Here is a 21,095-nt window from a genome sequence, read left to right as displayed (position 1 = left end):
CAAATACAGGAAGTCTACCAGAGATGCGTAAACAGGTAGAAATTTTCACCGATGGATCTTGTCTCGGCAACCCAGGGCCTGGTGGCTACGGTGCGATTATGCGCTATCGCCAGCATGAAAAAACTTTTAGCGAAGGCTATTTCCTGACCACCAACAACCGGATGGAGTTGATGGCGGCCATTGTGGCGCTGGAGGCGCTAAAAGAGCATTGTGACGTGGTGTTAAGCACCGACAGCCAGTACGTGCGTCAGGGGATCACCCAGTGGATCCACAACTGGAAAAAACGCGGCTGGATGACCGCCGATAAGAAGCCGGTCAAGAATGTCGATCTCTGGAAACGGCTTGATGCCGCGCTGGGGCAGCATGAAATAAAGTGGGAGTGGGTGAAAGGCCACGCCGGCCATCCGGAAAACGAACGCTGCGACGAACTGGCGCGGGCGGCGGCGGCCAACCCCGCTCATGAAGATGCGGGCTATCAGCCCGACGCCTGATCGTTTTTTTTGTACTGTCGCGTGGCGCCCACGGTCTGGCGGATGGGCGTTTTCGATTTGCTCTGCTTCATCGGATTAAGCGTGAGGGGAATGGTTCGCTTACGCGCGACGATAAACTGCAAACAGCCCAGTGCAGGCAGATGGGTGCTCAACACGACGCCCCCCTGCCGCGCCCAGGGCAGCACCTGAAAACCACCGTAGCTGAGCACTTCAAAATTCAGCAGTGAAAGCCAGTCAAGCTGGCGCATCATGGTGAACATCCGGCTGTTGTAAGGTGGGGTGCGGCGCAGCACCGGCACCAGCTTACGCAGCCCCATCAGACTCAGCGGATTGAAGGCGCTAAGTACCAGCCAGCCGTCATCAATCAGCACGCGATCGGCTTCGCGAAGCAGACGATGCGGGTCGCTGCACCAGGGTAACGTGTGCGCGAGCAAACACGCATCAACGGATTTTTCGGCAAACGGCAGATGCAATGGGTCGGCCTTCACCTGAACCGGCGATCCGCCGAGAGAGACATTGACCTGATGCGAGATAGCGCAGCTTTCGGTATTGATTTCCGCGCTGAGATTGCCAATCTTAAGCAGGTGAAAGCCATACATTTTCGCGAGCCAGGGCCTGAGCTGCTGTTCTAACGCCTCGCGATAGTATTCACCCCAGGGCAATTCCGCCCAACGTTCCGGTGCTGCGACAGTCTGAGGTATCCTTGCCGGTTTCATCAACACACCCGCCACGCTATAAGAGGTAATGTATGAATCTTATCAGTATTCCTGCTTTTGAGGACAATTACATCTGGGTTTTGGTTGACGACCAACGTCGATGCGTCATTGTCGACCCCGGAGAGTCCGCCCCCGTTTTGTACGCTATTAAGGAAAATGGCTGGCAACCTGAAGCCATTCTGTTGACCCACCATCATCACGATCACACTGGCGGTGTTGGCGAGCTTCGCGCCCGTTTTCCGCATCTTGTGGTTTACGGACCGGCAGAGACACAAGATAAGGGAACCACGCACGTAGTCGAAGAGGGCAAAAATATCCTCATCGGCGAGTGGGAGTTTTCTGTATTTGCTACACCAGGTCACACTTCAGGACATCTGTGTTTCTACAGTAAACCTTATCTGTTTTGCGGCGACACGCTGTTCTCCGGAGGCTGCGGAAGACTCTTTGAAGGCACACCAGCCCAAATGTATCACTCTTTACAGAAGATTAGCGCCTTACCTGACGACACCATTATTTGTTGCGCGCATGAGTACACATTAGGAAATATGAAGTTTGCTGTTAGCCTGTTACCGGAGGATCGGGCGATTCAGGATTATTACCACAAAGTGAAGGAGTTACGTGCAAAAAACCAAAATACACTCCCCGTAATTCTGAAAAATGAGCGCCAGATTAATTTATTTTTACGAACAGATGATCTTGATTTAATTAATAAAATTAACCAAGAAACAAATTTGCAACAACCAGAAGAGCGATTTGCATGGTTAAGGTCAAAGAAAGATAACTTCAGATAATTGCGGGTTGCCTTTTCAAAAATTCGCCGTTATCATCGCTCGTCTTTTAAGCAACTATTGACACACACATGAAGGCAAAAGCGATATTACTCGCCTCTGTCCTGCTTGTAGGTTGCCAGTCGCAGAACGGCAGCAACGTACAACAGCACGCACAGAGCCTTTCTGCAGCTGGTCAAGGGGAAGCAGGGAAGTTTACAAGTGCAGCGCGCTGGATGGACGATGGGACATCTTTCGCGCAGGATCAAGACTTGTGGACCTCTATTGGCGACGAGCTAAAGATGGGAATTCCGGAAAACAGCCGGATTCGCGAACAGAAACAGAAGTATTTAAGAAATAAGAGCTATCTCCACGATGTAACGTTACGGGCAGAGCCGTATATGTACTGGATAGCCGGGCAAGTTAAAAAACGTAACATGCCTATGGAGCTGGTACTCCTACCCATAGTGGAGAGCGCTTTTGACCCACACGCAACGTCTGGCGCCAATGCCGCAGGCATTTGGCAGATCATTCCGAGCACCGGGCGAAACTATGGTCTGAAACAGACCCGCAACTATGATGCGCGTCGCGATGTTGTCGCTTCCACGACAGCCGCTCTCGACATGATGCAACGTCTGAACAAGATGTTTGACGGCGACTGGCTGTTAACGGTCGCAGCGTATAATAGTGGCGAAGGTCGTGTACTGAAGGCAATGAAAGCGAATAAAGCACGGGGTAAATCCACCGATTTTTGGTCGCTCTCACTGCCACAGGAAACAAAGATTTACGTACCGAAGATGCTGGCATTGAGTGATATTCTCAAGAACAGCAAGCGTTACGGTGTACAACTGCCAACACCAGACGAAAGTCGTGCACTGGCGCGCGTTCGCCTCAGCAACCCGGTTGATATTCAACAGGTCGCTGATATGACGGGTATGTCGGTCAGTAAATTGAAAACCTTTAATGCTGGCGTTAAAGGCTCAACCCTGGGGGCAAGTGGCCCACAGTATGTAATGGTTCCGCAGAAGCATGCTGAGCAATTACGCGAGTCTTTAGCTTCGGGTGAAATCGCCGCCGTTCAGTCAACGCTGATCGCGGATGCATCATCCGTCAACAGCCGCAGTTATAAGGTTCGTTCAGGTGATACGCTTTCGGGTATTGCATCACGTCTTGGCGTGACGGCAAGCGATCTGCAGCAGTGGAATAACCTGCGCAGTTCAGGCCTGAAAGTCGGTCAAACGCTGACGGTAGGTGCAGGGAGTAGCGCACAGCGTCTCGCCAGCAACAGCGATAGCATTACCTATCGCGTGCGCAAAGGCGATTCACTGTCCAGTATCGCAAAACGACACGGCGTGAACATCAAAGATGTGATGCGCTGGAACAATGATACTGACAACCTGAAACCAGGCGACCAACTGACGCTGTTTGTGAAGAACAGCGCTACGCCAGACTCCTGATGACACGATCGCAAGGTAAAAAGGCACCGATTCCCCTCGGTGCCTTTTTTGTTTATCCCGCTTTCTGGGCTTCAGCCATGATGGTATCGCTGGTGAATGAACCGTCATCCTGCAGTTCAAAGTACGCCTTCACTTCTGCGGACGCACTCTCCTGATACAGCCTGATCGCCTGGCTCAATGCTTCCGGGGTGCGCATACGCGCGATCCACGAGCTGAACTCCAGCGGCAAACGGTCTGTTATTAACGCGCGCGTAATCAGGCCCGCTTCAGTGATAAAGGTTAACCACTCTCCGGCAGAGTAGTTTTGCACATGGGAGGTGTCGCGCAGCGCTTCCACCGTCTGCAGCCAGATATTGCGTACCGGATGCCCGGGCGACATGACATCCATAATAATGAAGATGCCACCTGGCTTCAGAACGCGTTTGACTTCGCGTAATGCCTGGCCGACATCATGCCAGTGGTGCGCGGAATAACGGCTGATCACCACCTCAAATGACGCATCGTCAAACGGTAAGGATTCGGCATACCCCTGGCGCGTAGCAATGTTCTGCAGCCCTTTCGCTTTTGCCGCTTCAGCAACCACTTCCAGCATCTGGCCGGATAAGTCATATGCGGTGACCTGCGCCACCTGCTGCGCAGCCGTAAAGCTGGCATGCCCCGCGCCGCAGCCTAAATCCAGCACGTGGGCCTGCGGGAATGCCGCCAGGCGTTCACCGAGACGCACCAGATCGCGGCCATAAGCGTGTACGGCGCTGCTCAGATAAGCATTTGCCTGAGAACCGAACTGTTTTTCTACGTTGTCATGATGGGAGTGTGTTGTTGTCATCGTACTGTCCTTTGTGAGTTTAAAATAAAGGGCAGCACCCGCACAGGCCTGCCCCACGGCAGACCTGACACACCATTATTTATCAGGTTTGCCGGGACTGAATTCGACGAGTAGAGGATTGTGATCGGAGGCACGCGTGACCAGAACAGAGGCGTCGTGCACGCTCAAACCACGATAGAAGACAAAATCGAGAGGACGACCAAAGGCTTTTTTGCGCTGGTCATCGCTAAAACGAACTTCACGCAGCGACATTTCGCGCGCAAAGCGGTACAGCGCATTCATGCGCGGGCGGCTCCAGGCATTGAAATCACCGGCCATGATGATCGGCCCACTGTGATGCGCAATCTGATCGCCAATAGGGAGTAACTGCTTACTATACACATCCACGCCGAGGCTGAAATTGACCGCGTGGATATTCACGACCATCAGCATTCGGGTATCCGGCAGCGGGTAGACCGTCACCAGCGCCGATTTCGCCAGACGCAGGATAGGCTCGCGTTCGCGTAAGGGGCAACAGTAGACCGGATGCGCCGCAGACAGCGTCATTACACCGGAGGGATGTTGAGGCAAAACAAATGCTGGCACCTGGTCGGCGGCGAGATAGTTAGTGGTCGCAAACCTGACCAGTTCAGGGGTGGTTTGCGCCTCCTGGAGCAGAACCAGGTGGGCATCTTTTCCAAAGTTCTTGAGGACCGATAACCACTCGGCGCGCTGCTGCTTAAAGATATTCCACACCAGCACGCGAATTTTTTCATCGCTACTTAACGGAGTACCGGCGGGCAATGCCTGGCTGATGCTCGCAAACGACCCCGGAGGCAAGATCCTCTCCGCGGGCATTCCGGCAACATAACGCATGGCATAGGTATTTTTTCGCACTTTTGGAAACAGCCTCTGTAACGTGAACCAGCCCGGAAAACGGACTGGTTCTAATGTTATAGGGACTTTAGGTCATACTTTCAACGCAATTTCTGAGAAACCGCTTTCCAGTTTTGTAAGCAAGCACTTACTCATGTCATCCCAGAGCCACACGGGCAGGTTTATCCATACGTCCGCTCAGACCAATCAGCAGGAAGGCCACCAGGACAATCACCGCGCCGATCCAGGGCGTCTGAGTTAATCCAACATGCGCGACGGTTTGTCCGCCAATGATGGAGCCCAGCGCGATACCAATATTAAATGCGGCAATGTTCAGACCTGATGCCACATCCACCGCATTTGGAGTGTAGAGCTCAGCTTTTTGTACAACGTAAACCTGAAGCCCGGGCACATTGCCAAAAGCAAAGATCCCCATGACGAGTACCGTAACCAGCGCAGCGTAGTGTATCGAAGCCGTGAACTGGAAAATCAGCAGCAGCACGACCAGGGCAGCGAAGATGAATTTCAGTGCCGGGACCGCGCCATGCTTATCTGCCAGCTTGCCACCCCAGATATTGCCAATCGCAACGGAGATACCGTATCCCAGCAAAATCCAGCTCACGGCATTGGGAGAGAAACCGGCCAGATCCTGCATCATCGGTGCCAGGAAGGTGAAGGCGGTGAATACCCCACCATAGCCCAGGGCGGTAACCGCATAGATGATCAGTAAACGTGGGTGCGTAAGCACTCTCAGTTGATCGCGCAGGCTGGCGCTCGCCCGGCCGGGAATATTCGACGGAACCAGCAGCAGGCTGGCCACCAGGGCGATGACCCCCAGTAAAGAGACGGCCAGGAAAGTTTCACGCCAGCCGAAATGCTGTCCGATAAACGTCCCCAACGGTACGCCCGTGACCAGGGCGACGGTCAGCCCACCAAACATGATTGCAATGGCTGAAGCCGCTTTCTCTTTAGGTACCAGGCTGGTTGCAATGGTGGAACCAATCGAGAAGAACACACCGTGTGCGAGGCCAGTCAACAGGCGGGCAATCACCAGCGTTGTGTAGTCCGGCGCTTGCCAGGCCAGAATGTTGCCGGCGGTAAACAGCACCATCAGCGCGACTAACAGCTGTTTACGTGGGAAACGTCCGGTCAGGGCCGTCAGCACTGGCGCACCGACAGCAACGCCCAGGGCGTAGATTGAGACCAACAGCCCGGCGGAGGGCAACGAGATCGCAAGCTGGTGAGCAATGGTAGGAACCAGTCCTACGATAACAAATTCGGTCGTGCCGATTGCAAAGGCACTGATCGTCAGGGCAAGTAGCGCCAGTGGCATAAAATACTCCGTATCATCAGGATTAAGATGACAGGCAGTATGCGCCAGTGGTTAAATAACAAAAATGGTCAAAATCTCAATAGAATTTTGCAGGTGGTGCAACAATGAAAGCTACGTCGGAAGAGCTGACTATCTTTGTCGCCGTCGTCGAAAGCGGCAGTTTTAGCCGTGCGGCGGAACAGCTGGGGCAAGCTAACTCAGCCATTAGCCGCGCGGTAAAAAAACTGGAGATGAAGCTTGGGGTGAGTTTGCTCAACCGGACGACACGGCAGCTCAGCCTGACCGAGGAAGGTGAGCGCTATTTCCGCCGCGTACAGTCGGTCCTGCAGGAGATGGCGGCAGCGGAGACGGAGATCATGGAAACACGCAGCACGCCGCGTGGGTTGCTGCGCATTGATGCGGCTACACCGGTGGTTCTGCACTTTCTGATGCCGCTGATCAAACCTTTTCGTGAGCGTTATCCGGAAATGACACTCTCTTTGGTCTCCTCCGAGACCTTTATCAACCTTATCGAACGTAAAGTGGATGTGGCGATCCGGGCGGGAACACTGACGGATTCAAGTCTGCGTGCGCGTCCTTTGTTTGCCAGCTACCGTAAAATTATCGCCTCGCCGCAATACATCGCTGAACATGGCAAACCTGAAACGGTTGAAGAGTTGAAACAGCATCTGTGTCTGGGCTTTACGGAACCCGTGTCGCTGAATACCTGGCCTGTCGCCTGCCCTGACGGTCAGTTGCATGAGATCACCTGCGGGTTGTCGTCTAACAGCGGGGAGACGCTGAAGCAATTGTGTCTTGAAGGCAACGGGATCGCCTGTTTGTCTGACTACATGATTGATAAGGAAATAGCGCGTGGTGAACTTGTGGAACTGATGGCGGATAAACGTCTGCCGGTCGAAATGCCTTTTAGCGCAGTGTATTACAGCGACAGAGCGGTGAGTACACGCATTCGTGCCTTTATTGATTTTCTGAGTGAGCATATAAAAACAGCTCCCGGAGGAGCTGTGTGAGGGTTAAGTGTACAGAGGGTGGGTCAAACTTAATCCCAGTTTGGCGCTAAACCTTCAGGGCTGACCAGGCGGTCGTTGCACTCCAGAGCAGCGATCGCTTTTTTGTCGTCAGCATCCAGTTGAAGATCCACGGCTAACAGGTTGCTGGCCAGATTTTCACGTTTAGTTGATGATGGGATCACCGCATACCCTTCACCCATCGCCCATGCCAGGATCACCTGCGCAGCCGTCGCATTATGTTTCTCAGCGATACGCATAATCACTTCATCTTTCAGCGCCTTACCGTAAGCCAGCGTCATGTAAGAAGTGATGTGGATGCCGTGCTGTTTGGCCCAGTCCACCACTTTGCGGTTTTGCAGATAAGGAGAGAGTTCAATCTGGTTGGTCGCAATGTTGTCTGCGCCAACGGCGGCAATGGCTTTTTCCATCAACGGAATGGTGAAGTTGGAAATGCCAATTTCACGCGTCAGGCCCTGCTCTTTCGCTTCCAGAAGTGCCTGCATGAATTCTTCCACAGAGACGGCATCGTTTGGTGATGGCCAGTGGATCAGCGTCAGATCCACATAGTCGGTGCGCAACTTCTTCAGGCTCTCTTTCAGGCTCGGGATCAGCTTGTCTTTGCTGAGGTTTTCAATCCAGATTTTGGTGGTAATAAACAGTTCGCTACGCGGCACGCCACTTTCTTCAATGGCCTGACCCACGGCAGCTTCGTTTTCATAGATCTGTGCCGTATCAATTGCACGATAACCGAGTTCGAGTGCGGTTTTTACAGATGCGATAACAACGTCGTCTTTCAGGCGGAAAGTGCCCAGGCCAAATGCAGGGAGAGTCATATAATCCTCGTTATTCATAATGTTTGTTAACTGAGGAGAATTATCGCTACAGCGGTTATGAAGAAAAAGATCGTAAAACGCAGAGGATTTTTGCTTGTTTAGCAATAATTGGGCGACAGATAAGAAAAAAGCCCTGAGCGTTAACTCAGGGCTTTTAATAAGTGGCGGAACGGACGGGACTCGAACCCGCGACCCCCTGCGTGACAGGCAGGTATTCTAACCGACTGAACTACCGCTCCACCGAAGACTGCTTGTAACCACCGGATTAATGCACCGGCTTACTACTAAATTTGATGCCTGGCAGTTCCCTACTCTCACATGGGGAGACCCCACACTACCATCGGCGCTACGGCGTTTCACTTCTGAGTTCGGCATGGGGTCAGGTGGGACCACCGCGCTAAAGCCGCCAGGCAAATTCTGTTAATCTGTATCAAAGCTGAATCTTGTGTCGTCTCTTCGCCAAAACACCTTCGGCGTTGTAAGGTTAAGCCTCACGGTTCATTAGTATCGGTTAGCTCAACGCATCGCTGCGCTTACACACCCGACCTATCAACGTCGTCGTCTTCAACGTTCCTTCAGGAGACTTAAAGTCTCAGGGAGAACTCATCTCGGGGCAAGTTTCGTGCTTAGATGCTTTCAGCACTTATCTCTTCCGCATTTAGCTACCGGGCAGTGCCATTGGCATGACAACCCGAACACCAGTGATGCGTCCACTCCGGTCCTCTCGTACTAGGAGCAGCCCCCCTCAATTCTCCAGCGCCCACGGCAGATAGGGACCGAACTGTCTCACGACGTTCTAAACCCAGCTCGCGTACCACTTTAAATGGCGAACAGCCATACCCTTGGGACCTACTTCAGCCCCAGGATGTGATGAGCCGACATCGAGGTGCCAAACACCGCCGTCGATATGAACTCTTGGGCGGTATCAGCCTGTTATCCCCGGAGTACCTTTTATCCGTTGAGCGATGGCCCTTCCATTCAGAACCACCGGATCACTATGACCTGCTTTCGCACCTGCTCGAGCCGTCACTCTCGCAGTCAAGCTAGCTTATGCCATTGCACTAACCTCCTGATGTCCGACCAGGATTAGCTAACCTTCGTGCTCCTCCGTTACTCTTTGGGAGGAGACCGCCCCAGTCAAACTACCCACCAGACACTGTCCGCAACCCGGATTACGGGTCTACGTTAGAACACCAGCCATTAAAGGGTGGTATTTCAAGGACGGCTCCATGCAGACTGGCGTCCACACTTCAAAGCCTCCCACCTATCCTACACATCAAGGACCAGTGTTCAGTGTCAAGCTATAGTAAAGGTTCACGGGGTCTTTCCGTCTTGCCGCGGGTACACTGCATCTTCACAGCGAGTTCAATTTCACTGAGTCTCGGGTGGAGACAGCCTGGCCATCATTACGCCATTCGTGCAGGTCGGAACTTACCCGACAAGGAATTTCGCTACCTTAGGACCGTTATAGTTACGGCCGCCGTTTACCGGGGCTTCGATCAAGAGCTTCGCGTTGCCGCTAACCCCATCAATTAACCTTCCGGCACCGGGCAGGCGTCACACCGTATACGTCCACTTTCGTGTTTGCACAGTGCTGTGTTTTTAATAAACAGTTGCAGCCAGCTGGTATCTTCGACTGATTTCAGCTCCACCCGCAGGGGCTTCACCTACATATCAGCGTGCCTTCTCCCGAAGTTACGGCACCATTTTGCCTAGTTCCTTCACCCGAGTTCTCTCAAGCGCCTTGGTATTCTCTACCTGACCACCTGTGTCGGTTTGGGGTACGATTTGATGTTACCTGATGCTTAGAGGCTTTTCCTGGAAGCAGGGCATTTGTTACTTCAGCACCGTAGTGCCTCGTCATCACACCTCAGCGTTAAAAAACGACCGGATTTACCTAATCGTTCCGCCTACATGCTTAAACCGGGACAACCGTCGCCCGGCTAACATAGCCTTCTCCGTCCCCCCTTCGCAGTAACACCAAGTACAGGAATATTAACCTGTTTCCCATCGACTACGCCTTTCGGCCTCGCCTTAGGGGTCGACTCACCCTGCCCCGATTAACGTTGGACAGGAACCCTTGGTCTTCCGGCGAGCGGGCTTTTCACCCGCTTTATCGTTACTTATGTCAGCATTCGCACTTCTGATACCTCCAGCAACCCTCACAGGCCACCTTCAACGGCTTACAGAACGCTCCCCTACCCAACAACACATAGTGTCGCTGCCGCAGCTTCGGTGCATGGTTTAGCCCCGTTACATCTTCCGCGCAGGCCGACTCGACCAGTGAGCTATTACGCTTTCTTTAAATGATGGCTGCTTCTAAGCCAACATCCTGGCTGTCTGTGCCTTCCCACATCGTTTCCCACTTAACCATGACTTTGGGACCTTAGCTGGCGGTCTGGGTTGTTTCCCTCTTCACGACGGACGTTAGCACCCGCCGTGTGTCTCCCGTGATAACATTCTTCGGTATTCGTAGTTTGCATCGGGTTGGTAAGCCGGGATGGCCCCCTAGCCGAAACAGTGCTCTACCCCCGAAGATGAGTTCACGAGGCGCTACCTAAATAGCTTTCGGGGAGAACCAGCTATCTCCCGGTTTGATTGGCCTTTCACCCCCAGCCACAAGTCATCCGCTAATTTTTCAACATTAGTCGGTTCGGTCCTCCAGTTAGTGTTACCCAACCTTCAACCTGCCCATGGCTAGATCACCGGGTTTCGGGTCTATACCCTGCAACTTAACGCCCAGTTAAGACTCGGTTTCCCTTCGGCTCCCCTATACGGTTAACCTTGCTACAGAATATAAGTCGCTGACCCATTATACAAAAGGTACGCAGTCACACCCGAAGGTGCTCCCACTGCTTGTACGTACACGGTTTCAGGTTCTTTTTCACTCCCCTCGCCGGGGTTCTTTTCGCCTTTCCCTCACGGTACTGGTTCACTATCGGTCAGTCAGGAGTATTTAGCCTTGGAGGATGGTCCCCCCATATTCAGACAGGATACCACGTGTCCCGCCCTACTCTTCGAGTTCACAGCCTGTGCATTTTCGTGTACGGGACTATCACCCTGTACCGTCGGACTTTCCAGACCGTTCCACTAACACACAAGCTGATTCAGACTCTGGGCTGCTCCCCGTTCGCTCGCCGCTACTGGGGGAATCTCGGTTGATTTCTTTTCCTCGGGGTACTTAGATGTTTCAGTTCCCCCGGTTCGCCTCGTTAACCTATGTATTCAGTTAACGATAGTGTGTCGGAACACACTGGGTTTCCCCATTCGGACATCGCCGGGTCAAAGGTTCATATCACCTCGCCGGCGCTTTTCGCAGATTAGCACGTCCTTCATCGCCTCTGACTGCCAGGGCATCCACCGTGTACGCTTAGTCGCTTAACCTCACAACCCGAAGATGTTTCACTTCTGATTGCGAAAATTTGAGAGACTCGAACACACATTAACTGTGTGTCGTTTCAATTTTCAGCTTGATCCAGATTTTTAAAGAGCAAAACTTCGCAGTGCACCTTTTCAGGTTCACTCTGAAGTTTTCTTGTGTTCGCAGTAAAAGATGGTGGAGCTATGCGGGATCGAACCGCAGACCTCCTGCGTGCAAAGCAGGCGCTCTCCCAGCTGAGCTATAGCCCCATCGTTGACAACCTCTTCAAATTTGCTTCGCAAATTTGGTAGGCCTGAGTGGACTTGAACCACCGACCTCACCCTTATCAGGGGTGCGCTCTAACCACCTGAGCTACAAGCCTGTAGAGGTTTTTTACTGCTGTTTTTCATCAGACAATCTGTGTGAGCACTGCAAAGGCAGGTTCTTTAAGGTAAGGAGGTGATCCAACCGCAGGTTCCCCTACGGTTACCTTGTTACGACTTCACCCCAGTCATGAATCACAAAGTGGTAAGCGCCCTCCCGAAGGTTAAGCTACCTACTTCTTTTGCAACCCACTCCCATGGTGTGACGGGCGGTGTGTACAAGGCCCGGGAACGTATTCACCGTAGCATTCTGATCTACGATTACTAGCGATTCCGACTTCATGGAGTCGAGTTGCAGACTCCAATCCGGACTACGACGCACTTTATGAGGTCCGCTTGCTCTCGCGAGGTCGCTTCTCTTTGTATGCGCCATTGTAGCACGTGTGTAGCCCTACTCGTAAGGGCCATGATGACTTGACGTCATCCCCACCTTCCTCCAGTTTATCACTGGCAGTCTCCTTTGAGTTCCCGGCCTAACCGCTGGCAACAAAGGATAAGGGTTGCGCTCGTTGCGGGACTTAACCCAACATTTCACAACACGAGCTGACGACAGCCATGCAGCACCTGTCTCAGAGTTCCCGAAGGCACCAAAGCATCTCTGCTAAGTTCTCTGGATGTCAAGAGTAGGTAAGGTTCTTCGCGTTGCATCGAATTAAACCACATGCTCCACCGCTTGTGCGGGCCCCCGTCAATTCATTTGAGTTTTAACCTTGCGGCCGTACTCCCCAGGCGGTCGACTTAACGCGTTAGCTCCGGAAGCCACGCCTCAAGGGCACAACCTCCAAGTCGACATCGTTTACGGCGTGGACTACCAGGGTATCTAATCCTGTTTGCTCCCCACGCTTTCGCACCTGAGCGTCAGTCTTTGTCCAGGGGGCCGCCTTCGCCACCGGTATTCCTCCAGATCTCTACGCATTTCACCGCTACACCTGGAATTCTACCCCCCTCTACAAGACTCTAGCCTGCCAGTTTCGAATGCAGTTCCCAGGTTGAGCCCGGGGATTTCACATCCGACTTGACAGACCGCCTGCGTGCGCTTTACGCCCAGTAATTCCGATTAACGCTTGCACCCTCCGTATTACCGCGGCTGCTGGCACGGAGTTAGCCGGTGCTTCTTCTGCGGGTAACGTCAATTGCTGAGGTTATTAACCTCAACACCTTCCTCCCCGCTGAAAGTACTTTACAACCCGAAGGCCTTCTTCATACACGCGGCATGGCTGCATCAGGCTTGCGCCCATTGTGCAATATTCCCCACTGCTGCCTCCCGTAGGAGTCTGGACCGTGTCTCAGTTCCAGTGTGGCTGGTCATCCTCTCAGACCAGCTAGGGATCGTCGCCTAGGTGAGCCGTTACCCCACCTACTAGCTAATCCCATCTGGGCACATCTGATGGCAAGAGGCCCGAAGGTCCCCCTCTTTGGTCTTGCGACATTATGCGGTATTAGCTACCGTTTCCAGTAGTTATCCCCCTCCATCAGGCAGTTTCCCAGACATTACTCACCCGTCCGCCACTCGTCACCCGAGAGCAAGCTCTCTGTGCTACCGTTCGACTTGCATGTGTTAGGCCTGCCGCCAGCGTTCAATCTGAGCCATGATCAAACTCTTCAATTTAAAAGTTTGATGCTCATTGAATTAAACTTCGTAATGAATTACGTGTTCACTCGTTGAGACTTGGTATTCATTTTTCGTCCGAGGACGTTAAGAATCCATGTCACTTTGAGTGCCCACACAGATTGTCTGATAAATTGTTAAAGAGCAGTTGCAACGCGGCTTTCGCTCACCGTTGCGAGGTGGCGTATATTACGCTTTCCTCTTTCAGAGTCAACCCGTTATTTCAGGATTTTTTCTCTTCAACCGACCGGGCTGTTTGTGAAGTGATTCACATCCGCCGTGTCGATGGAGGCGCATTATAGGGGGCTGCCGAGGAATGACAAGCGGAAAAATGCATTTTTATTTCAACCGCTCATCTTTTCACCAAAAAGACTAGTTTTGGTGCTTTTTAATTTCTTTTGGCAGGTCCGCCAGACTATTAATCACCCAATCCGCCGCTTTCTCCGCTTCTGGCGTGACTGGCTTACCGGTGCGAACCAATATTTTGGTGCCCACGCCCGCAGCCGCTGCTGCCTGCATATCTTCCAGTTTATCGCCCACCATATAAGAAGCAGCCATATCAATGTGCAGGAACTCTTGCGCAGAGATGAACATCCCCGGATGCGGCTTACGGCAGTCACAGGTCTGACGATACTCTTCTACACTCCCCTGTGGGTGGTGCGGACAATAATAGATACCATCAAGATCCACCCCACGGTCAGCCAGGGACCAGTCCATCCATTCGGTCAGCGTCTCGAATTGCGCTTCGGTGAATTTACCCCGCGCAATACCGGACTGGTTCGTTACCACCACCAGCGCATAACCCATCTCTTTCAGCTGGCGCATTGCCTCTATTACGCCCTCGATAAACTCAAACTCATCAATCTCATGAACATAACCGTGATCCACATTAATAGTGCCGTCACGGTCGAGAAAAATTGCGGGTACTGATTTTGCCACCGGTTTGCTCCTGAAAAAGGCATGTTCAGCTAGTATCTCATGAATCGCAGCGCAATAAAGTGCCCATCGCACAGAGTTGGATTGATTTAGACGTCTGGATGCCTTAACATCCGTTTTGTTTACGGTCATCACCCGTATCTGGCAGAAGAAAATGCCACGGCTAACTTACATACGATAAAAATAATCTAATGATTAAACTTTCCAATATCACCAAAGTGTTCCAGCAGGGGAACCGAACCATTCAGGCGCTGAACAACGTCAGCCTGCATGTTCCTGCTGGTCAGATTTATGGCGTCATTGGCGCATCGGGTGCAGGTAAAAGCACGCTGATCCGTTGTGTTAACCTGCTTGAGCGCCCAACCCAGGGTAGTGTAGAAGTTGGCGGGCAAGAGCTTACCGCGCTTTCAGAGAAAGAACTCACTAAAGCGCGTCGTCAGATTGGCATGATTTTCCAGCACTTTAATCTGCTGGCATCCCGCACCGTTTTCGGCAACGTCGCCCTGCCGCTTGAGCTGGATAACACGCCGAAAGAAGAAGTGAAGCGTCGCGTCACCGAACTGCTCGACCTTGTCGGTCTGGGCGACAAACAGGATAGTTACCCGGCAAATCTGTCTGGTGGGCAAAAGCAACGTGTGGCCATTGCCCGCGCGCTGGCCAGCAATCCTAAAGTATTGCTGTGCGATGAAGCCACCAGCGCATTAGACCCGGCCACCACGCGTTCTATTCTGGAACTGCTGAAGGACATTAACCGTCGCCTGGGCCTGACGATCCTTCTGATTACCCATGAAATGGACGTCGTGAAACGCATCTGTGATTGCGTCGCGGTGATCAGCAACGGCGAACTGATTGAGCAGGACACGGTAAGCGAAGTGTTCTCCCATCCGAAAACCCCGCTCGCGCAGCAGTTCATCCAGTCCACGCTGCACCTGGATATTCCGGAAGATTATCTGGAACGGTTGAAAACAGAACCGACAGCTGACAGCGTTCCGATGCTGCGCATGGAGTTTACCGGTCAGTCCGTTGATGCACCCCTGCTTTCCGAAACCGCGCGTCGCTTTAACGTGAACAACAACATCATCAGCGCGCAGATGGATTACGCCGGTGGCGTGAAGTTCGGCATCATGTTGACAGAAATGCACGGCACACAAGAAGAAACCCAGGCAGCCATTGCCTGGCTGCAAGAACATCACGTAAAAGTAGAGGTACTGGGTTATGTCTGAGCCGATGATGTGGCTACTGGTTCGCGGCGTTTGGGAAACGCTGGCAATGACCTTTGTCTCTGGCTTTTTTGGTTTTGTCATTGGCCTGCCGGTCGGCGTGCTGCTGTACGTGACGCGTCCGGGTCAAATCATTGAGAACGCGAAGCTGTACCGCACGCTCTCTGCGCTGGTAAACATCTTCCGTTCTATCCCGTTCATTATTTTGCTGGTGTGGATGATTCCATTTACCCGCGTGATCGTCGGGACCTCTATCGGACTGCAGGCGGCCATCGTTCCGCTGACCGTCGGTGCCGCGCCGTTTATCGCTCGTATGGTGGAAAACGCCCTGCTGGAGATTCCAACCGGTTTGATCGAAGCGTCCCGCGCGATGGGTGCCACGCCAATGCAGATCGTTCGCAAAGTCCTGCTCCCTGAAGCACTGCCGGGCCTGGTGAATGCCGCTACCATTACGCTTATCACCCTGGTGGGGTATTCCGCGATGGGTGGTGCCGTCGGTGCCGGTGGTTTAGGTCAGATTGGTTACCAGTACGGCTATATTGGATATAACGCTACCGTGATGAATACCGTTCTGGTATTGCTGGTTGTTCTGGTTTATTTAATCCAGTTCTCTGGCGATCGCATCGTCCGGGCCGTTACGCACAAATAACGTTACACACAACACAAACTCGACGAGTTAAGGATAAAACATGGCGTTTAAATTAAAGACCTTTGCAGCAGTAGGCGCGCTAATCGGCTCTCTGGCACTGGTGGGTTGCGGTCAGGACGAAAAAGATCCGAACCACATTAAAGTGGGCGTTATCGTGGGTGCAGAACAGCAGGTCGCGGAAGTCGCGCAGAAAGTGGCAAAAGAGAAGTATGGCCTGGACGTTGAGCTGGTGACCTTTAACGATTATGTTCTGCCGAACGAAGCGCTGAGCAAAGGCGATATCGATGCGAACGCCTTCCAGCATAAGCCTTACCTGGATCAGCAGATCAAAGATCGTGGCTATAAACTGGTGGCAGTAGGCAACACCTTCGTGTATCCAATCGCCGGTTACTCCAAAAAAATTAAATCGCTGGACGAGCTGCAGCCAGGCTCTCAGGTTGCCGTGCCAAACGACCCAACCAACCTCGGCCGTTCCCTGCTTCTCCTGCAGAAAGTGGGCCTGATCAAACTGAAAGACGGTGTGGGCCTGCTGCCGACCGTTCTGGATGTAACCGAGAACCCGAAAAATCTGAAAATTGTGGAACTGGAAGCGCCTCAGCTGCCACGTTCCCTGGATGATGCGCAGATTGCGCTGGCCGTTATCAACACCACCTACGCCAGCCAGATTGGCCTGACGCCAGCGAAAGACGGTATCTTCGTTGAGGATAAAGACTCCCCATACGTAAACCTGATCGTGACTCGCGAAGACAACAAAGACGCGGAAAACGTGAAAAAGTTCGTTCAGGCCTATCAGTCTGAAGAAGTTTACCAGGAAGCCAACAAAGTGTTTAACGGCGGCGCGGTTAAAGGCTGGTAATCTCACCTCAGTGTAATATCATCAGGACGGGCTTATGCCCGTCTTGTCATTTGTGCAGGCAACTGATTCAATATCTGACGTTTTGATTATCCATTGAGGAAATATTATGCGTGCTTTACCGATCTGTCTTTTAGCACTCATGCTGAGCGGCTGTTCTATGCTAAGCAGATCTCCCGTTGAACCTGTTCAAAGCACGGCAACCCCGCCAAAAACCGAGCCTGCGAAACCGAAAGTGGTTCGCGCTGCGCCAGTTCGCATCATCACGAAGGCGGACGAACTCGTTGGTAAACCGTTCCGTGAGCTGGGTGAAGTGAGCGGTGAATCTTGTCAGGCGACCAATCAGGACTCACCACCGAATATTCCGACCGCGCGTAAACGTATGCAGATTAACGCGGCAAAAATGAAAGCCAATGCAGTCCTGCTGCACAGCTGCGAAGTGACCAGTGGCACTCCAGGCTGCTACCGTCAGGCGGTCTGCATCGGATCTGCGCTGAACATTACGGCGAAATGAGTGCATTTCAGTTCGAGCAGATAGGCATCATCCACTCTCCTTATAAAGAGAAGTTCGCCGTGCCCCGCCAGCCCGGTCTTGTTACCAGCGGCAGCGGCGAGCTTCACCTGATAGCCCCTTACAATCAGGCTGATGCGGTGCGCGGGCTCGATGCCTTTAGCCATCTCTGGGTGGTGTTCGTGTTTCACCAGACGATGGAAGGCGGCTGGCGTCCTACCGTGCGTCCTCCTCGTCTTGGCGGAAATGCGAGAATGGGCGTGTTTGCGACTCGCTCGACTTTCCGTCCAAACCCGGTTGGCATGTCGCTGGTTGAGCTGAAAGGCATACGTTGCCAGAAAGATCAGGTGGTACTCGAGTTGGGTAGCCTGGATCTGGTCGACGGCACGCCGGTTATCGACATCAAACCCTATTTGCCTTTTGCCGAAGCCCTCCCGAACGCGCGCGCAAGTTATGCTCAGGATGCTCCCCAGGCGGATATGCCGGTCTGGTTTACCCCTGAGATAGACTCGCAGCTCAGTCAGCTGGAGAAACGCTATCCTCGTTTGCGGAATTTCATCACCGAAGTGCTGGCGCAGGACCCCCGTCCGGCCTACCGTAAAGAAGAGGAAGCAGGAAAAACGTACGCCGTCTGGCTGCTCGATTTTAACGTTCGCTGGCGCGTCACCGGGGCAGGTTTTGAAGTGTTTGCTCTTGAACCCAGGTAATTTTGTTCTCCTCTCTTTTGGCATCTTTGCCACACTGGTAAACTAAACCACTTTTTTTGTGTCAGGCTGGTGTTTCAGCCTGTTCCAATCGTCGAAATGGAACCGTAACAACATGCGTACTAGCCAATATCTGCTCTCCACTCTGAAGGAGACGCCTGCCGACGCCGAAGTGATCAGCCATCAGCTGATGCTGCGCGCCGGGATGATCCGCAAGCTGGCCTCCGGGTTATACACCTGGCTGCCGACCGGCGTGCGCGTCCTGAAAAAAGTCGAAAACATCGTGCGTGAAGAGATGAACAACGCCGGTGCTATCGAGGTGTCCATGCCTGTGGTTCAGCCCGCTGACCTGTGGCAGGAGAGCGGTCGTTGGGAACAGTATGGTCCTGAACTGCTGCGCTTTGTCGATCGTGGCGAGCGTCCGTTCGTTCTCGGCCCAACGCATGAAGAAGTCATCACCGACCTGATTCGCAATGAGCTGAGCTCTTACAAACAGCTGCCGCTGAACTTCTTCCAGATCCAGACCAAATTCCGTGACGAAGTTCGCCCACGTTTCGGCGTAATGCGCTCTCGCGAATTCCTGATGAAAGACGCCTACTCTTTCCATACCTCTCAGGAATCCCTGCAAGAGACCTACGACAAAATGTACGAGGCATACAGCAAAATCTTCTCCCGCATGGGACTGGATTTCCGTGCTGTGCAGGCCGATACCGGCTCCATCGGCGGTAGCGCATCCCATGAATTCCAGGTGCTGGCACAGAGCGGTGAAGACGATGTGATCTTCTCTGACTCCTCTGATTACGCGGCGAATATCGAGTTTGCAGAAGCACTGGCACCAAAAGAACCTCGTGCTGCAGCAACGCAGGAAATGACGCTGGTAGATACGCCGAACGCGAAAACCATTGCCGAGCTGGTTGAGCAGTTCAACCTGCCTGTCGAAAAAACCGTGAAAACGCTGCTGGTGAAATCCACCGAAGGAAGCGCTTACCCGCTGGTAGCCCTGCTGGTACGTGGCGATCACGAGCTGAACGAAGTGAAAGCAGAGAAGCTGCCGCAGGTCGCCAGCCCGCTGACCTTCGCAACGGAAGCGGAAATCCGTGCCGTGGTAAATGCAGGTCCAGGCTCGCTGGGTCCGGTGAATATGCCAGTACCTGTGGTTATTGACCGCACGGTAGCCGCGATGAGCGATTTCTCCGCGGGCGCGAACATCGACGGCAAACACTACTTCGGCATCAACTGGGATCGCGACGTCGCAACCCCTGAAGTGGCAGACATCCGTAACGTGGTCGCAGGCGATCCAAGCCCGGATGGCCAGGGTACTCTGATGATCAAACGCGGTATCGAAGTCGGTCACATCTTCCAGTTGGGGGATAAATACTCTCGTGCACTGAACGCCGCGGTTCAGGGTGAAGATGGCCGTAACCAGATCCTGACCATGGGTTGCTACGGTATCGGGGTGACGCGTGTGGTGGCTGCGGCGATTGAGCAGAACTACGACGAGCGTGGCATCGTCTGGCCGGACAACATCGCGCCGTTCCAGGTGGCTATTCTGCCAATGAACATGCACAAATCTTACCGTGTGCAGGAGCTGGCCGAGAAACTGTACGCCGAGCTGCGCGCTCAGGGTATCGAAGTGCTGATGGACGACCGTAAAGAGCGTCCAGGCGTGATGTTTGCCGATATGGAACTGATCGGTATTCCGCACACTGTCGTCATCGGCGACCGTAACCTCGACAGCGACGAGATTGAATACAAATACCGTCGCAGCGGCGAAAAACAGATGATCAAGACCGGCGACATTCTTGATTACCTGGTTAAAGCCATCAAGGGCTAAACAAAAAAACCCCGCTCAGGCGGGGTTTTTTAATGGCTCAACGTCAGCTTATTTGCTGTTACAGTCTTTGCCCGCGACAAACTTCGCGTCTTTATCTGCCACCAGCGTTTTCACCATCTCTCCGCTATCCGGGTTGGGCTCCAGCGTAAAGTGACCGTCAACCGTCAGTAATACCGGCTTGCTGTCATTGCCGCGCGCCACGGCATAATCGCGTTCAAGCTGCGCATTGTTTGCCACGCTGACTTTCCTGCCGGTTGCGCAGTCGGTGAATATCGCCGCATCCGCCATGTAGAAATACATTCCCCGCATTGCCATTGGCGTCGCAGGCAGGGCCGCTTTTACCGGCGCCAGCGTATAGTTGAACTGGGATTCGATTGGATTGCCTTCGCGATCCAACATCTCCATCCCCTCGCCTTTGGCGCGGAAATACGTTTTCTCGCCGGCGGTATCCGTCAGAACCAGCTTCTCCGCCGTTCGCGCCCATGTCCCGTAAGAGGCAAATGACGAAGGTTCTTTCGCGCCCTGATAGTGCTGATTCATCACCCAGGTTCCGTCTTTTTGCAGGAACAGAGAGGTTTCAATGCCCTCACAGTCTGCGCAAGGCAATACACCGCGCCAGCTCTGCTGCATCGGCTTTAACTCTTCATTCTGTGCAGGCTGCAAAACCTGCGTTTCAGAACGGTTGTTACACCCAAAAAGCGCAAACAGCGTACTCACCGCCAGCGCTGACAATAATGCTTTTTTCAC

At 53.1% G+C, this 21,095-nt stretch carries 17 protein-coding genes, 3 tRNA genes and 3 rRNA genes; 10 read left to right on the top strand and 13 right to left on the bottom strand.

Translation table 11 applies throughout. The features are described from left to right. Positions 1-23 precede the first annotated feature (23 nt). Positions 24-491 (top strand): ribonuclease HI, encoded by a 468-nt coding sequence (rnhA, locus tag SP99_RS04115; RefSeq protein WP_025757603.1) that lies wholly within the window; start codon positions 24-26, stop codon positions 489-491. On the opposite strand, the gene SP99_RS04110 is transcribed toward rnhA, so the two are convergent. Then, complete coding sequence (locus SP99_RS04110) at positions 476-1,207, bottom strand: class I SAM-dependent methyltransferase (RefSeq protein WP_025757605.1); 732 nt, start codon at positions 1,205-1,207, stop codon at positions 476-478. The two genes, rnhA and SP99_RS04110, sit on opposite strands and share 16 nt — an antisense overlap. A gap of 32 nt (positions 1,208-1,239) precedes the next feature. Between SP99_RS04110 and gloB the strand changes: the two genes are divergently transcribed. Next, positions 1,240-1,998 (top strand): hydroxyacylglutathione hydrolase, encoded by a 759-nt coding sequence (gene gloB / locus SP99_RS04105; protein WP_047957795.1) that lies wholly within the window; start codon positions 1,240-1,242, stop codon positions 1,996-1,998. Between the two features lie 68 nt (positions 1,999-2,066). Beyond that, complete coding sequence (gene mltD, locus SP99_RS04100; RefSeq protein ID WP_032672480.1) at positions 2,067-3,431, top strand: murein transglycosylase D; 1,365 nt, start codon at positions 2,067-2,069, stop codon at positions 3,429-3,431. Positions 3,432-3,483: 52 nt separating this feature from the next. Here the strand turns inward: mltD and SP99_RS04095 are convergent, their stop codons facing one another. From SP99_RS04095 to SP99_RS04085, 3 genes are all read right to left on the bottom strand, one after another. After that, positions 3,484-4,257, bottom strand: coding sequence for a class I SAM-dependent methyltransferase (locus SP99_RS04095; RefSeq protein ID WP_047957794.1), 774 nt, complete (start codon positions 4,255-4,257; stop codon positions 3,484-3,486). 75 nt (positions 4,258-4,332) lie between these two features. Beyond that, positions 4,333-5,133, bottom strand: coding sequence for an endonuclease/exonuclease/phosphatase family protein (locus SP99_RS04090; RefSeq protein WP_024909448.1), 801 nt, complete (start codon positions 5,131-5,133; stop codon positions 4,333-4,335). A gap of 136 nt (positions 5,134-5,269) precedes the next feature. Continuing rightward, positions 5,270-6,445 carry an MFS transporter gene (locus SP99_RS04085; protein ID WP_047957793.1) on the bottom strand — a complete coding sequence of 392 codons (1,176 nt, stop codon included), beginning with the start codon at positions 6,443-6,445 and terminating at the stop codon, positions 5,270-5,272. Positions 6,446-6,549: 104 nt separating this feature from the next. On the opposite strand from SP99_RS04085, the gene yafC reads away from it, so the two are divergent. After that, a complete protein-coding gene (gene yafC, locus SP99_RS04080; protein ID WP_025757612.1) occupies positions 6,550-7,455 on the top strand; it encodes a DNA-binding transcriptional regulator YafC in 906 nt (301 codons plus the stop codon). A gap of 29 nt (positions 7,456-7,484) precedes the next feature. On the opposite strand, the gene dkgB is transcribed toward yafC, so the two are convergent. The 8 genes from dkgB to gmhB form a co-directional block, all read right to left on the bottom strand. After that, entirely contained in the window at positions 7,485-8,288 is an 804-nt protein-coding gene (dkgB, locus tag SP99_RS04075) for a 2,5-didehydrogluconate reductase DkgB (RefSeq protein ID WP_047957792.1), read from the bottom strand. A gap of 162 nt (positions 8,289-8,450) precedes the next feature. Further along, a tRNA-Asp gene (locus SP99_RS04070) sits at positions 8,451-8,527 on the bottom strand. Positions 8,528-8,583: 56 nt separating this feature from the next. Continuing rightward, a 5S ribosomal RNA gene (rrf, locus tag SP99_RS04065) occupies positions 8,584-8,699 on the bottom strand. Between the two features lie 69 nt (positions 8,700-8,768). Then, a 23S ribosomal RNA gene (locus SP99_RS04060) occupies positions 8,769-11,672 on the bottom strand. A 170-nt stretch (positions 11,673-11,842) separates the two neighbouring features. Next, positions 11,843-11,918: transfer RNA gene (locus SP99_RS04055), tRNA-Ala, on the bottom strand. Positions 11,919-11,954: 36 nt separating this feature from the next. Next, a tRNA-Ile gene (locus tag SP99_RS04050) sits at positions 11,955-12,031 on the bottom strand. A 70-nt stretch (positions 12,032-12,101) separates the two neighbouring features. After that, positions 12,102-13,641, bottom strand: a 16S ribosomal RNA gene (locus SP99_RS04045). The 16S, 23S and 5S rRNA genes sit together here with 3 tRNA genes alongside, the layout of an rRNA operon. 372 nt (positions 13,642-14,013) lie before the next feature. After that, a complete protein-coding gene (gene gmhB / locus SP99_RS04040; RefSeq protein ID WP_025756838.1) occupies positions 14,014-14,580 on the bottom strand; it encodes a D-glycero-beta-D-manno-heptose 1,7-bisphosphate 7-phosphatase in 567 nt (188 codons plus the stop codon). A 188-nt stretch (positions 14,581-14,768) separates the two neighbouring features. On the opposite strand from gmhB, the gene metN reads away from it, so the two are divergent. From metN to proS, 6 genes are all read left to right on the top strand, one after another. Further along, on the top strand, positions 14,769-15,800 hold the full coding sequence (gene metN, locus SP99_RS04035) for a methionine ABC transporter ATP-binding protein MetN (protein WP_047957791.1): 1,032 nt from the start codon (positions 14,769-14,771) through the stop codon (positions 15,798-15,800). Then, entirely contained in the window at positions 15,793-16,446 is a 654-nt protein-coding gene (locus SP99_RS04030) for a methionine ABC transporter permease MetI (RefSeq protein WP_003856130.1), read from the top strand. The genes metN and SP99_RS04030 overlap by 8 nt, the downstream gene beginning before the upstream one ends. Positions 16,447-16,486: 40 nt before the next feature. After that, a complete protein-coding gene (gene metQ / locus SP99_RS04025; protein WP_025756836.1) occupies positions 16,487-17,302 on the top strand; it encodes a methionine ABC transporter substrate-binding lipoprotein MetQ in 816 nt (271 codons plus the stop codon). Positions 17,303-17,408: 106 nt separating this feature from the next. Further along, positions 17,409-17,813 (top strand): Rcs stress response system protein RcsF, encoded by a 405-nt coding sequence (rcsF, locus tag SP99_RS04020; RefSeq protein WP_025756835.1) that lies wholly within the window; start codon positions 17,409-17,411, stop codon positions 17,811-17,813. Next, positions 17,810-18,517, top strand: a complete 708-nt coding sequence (gene tsaA, locus SP99_RS04015; protein WP_025756834.1) for a tRNA (N6-threonylcarbamoyladenosine(37)-N6)-methyltransferase TrmO — start codon at positions 17,810-17,812, stop codon at positions 18,515-18,517. Before rcsF ends, tsaA begins: the two co-directional genes overlap by 4 nt. Before the next feature lie 112 nt (positions 18,518-18,629). After that, the gene (gene proS, locus SP99_RS04010; RefSeq protein WP_045285883.1) at positions 18,630-20,348 is read left to right on the top strand and encodes a proline--tRNA ligase; all 1,719 of its coding nucleotides are present in this window, start codon (positions 18,630-18,632) and stop codon (positions 20,346-20,348) included. 48 nt (positions 20,349-20,396) lie between these two features. Here the strand turns inward: proS and nlpE are convergent, their stop codons facing one another. Further along, positions 20,397-21,095 (bottom strand): envelope stress response activation lipoprotein NlpE, encoded by a 699-nt coding sequence (gene nlpE / locus SP99_RS04005; RefSeq protein WP_047957790.1) that lies wholly within the window; start codon positions 21,093-21,095, stop codon positions 20,397-20,399.

This window comes from Enterobacter sp. BIDMC92 (assembly GCF_001030225.1).
Taxonomy (GTDB): Bacteria; Pseudomonadota; Gammaproteobacteria; order Enterobacterales; family Enterobacteriaceae; genus Enterobacter; species Enterobacter sichuanensis.
Note: the sequence above shows the minus strand (reverse complement) of the source record. Positions and strands in the feature narration are given on the sequence as shown.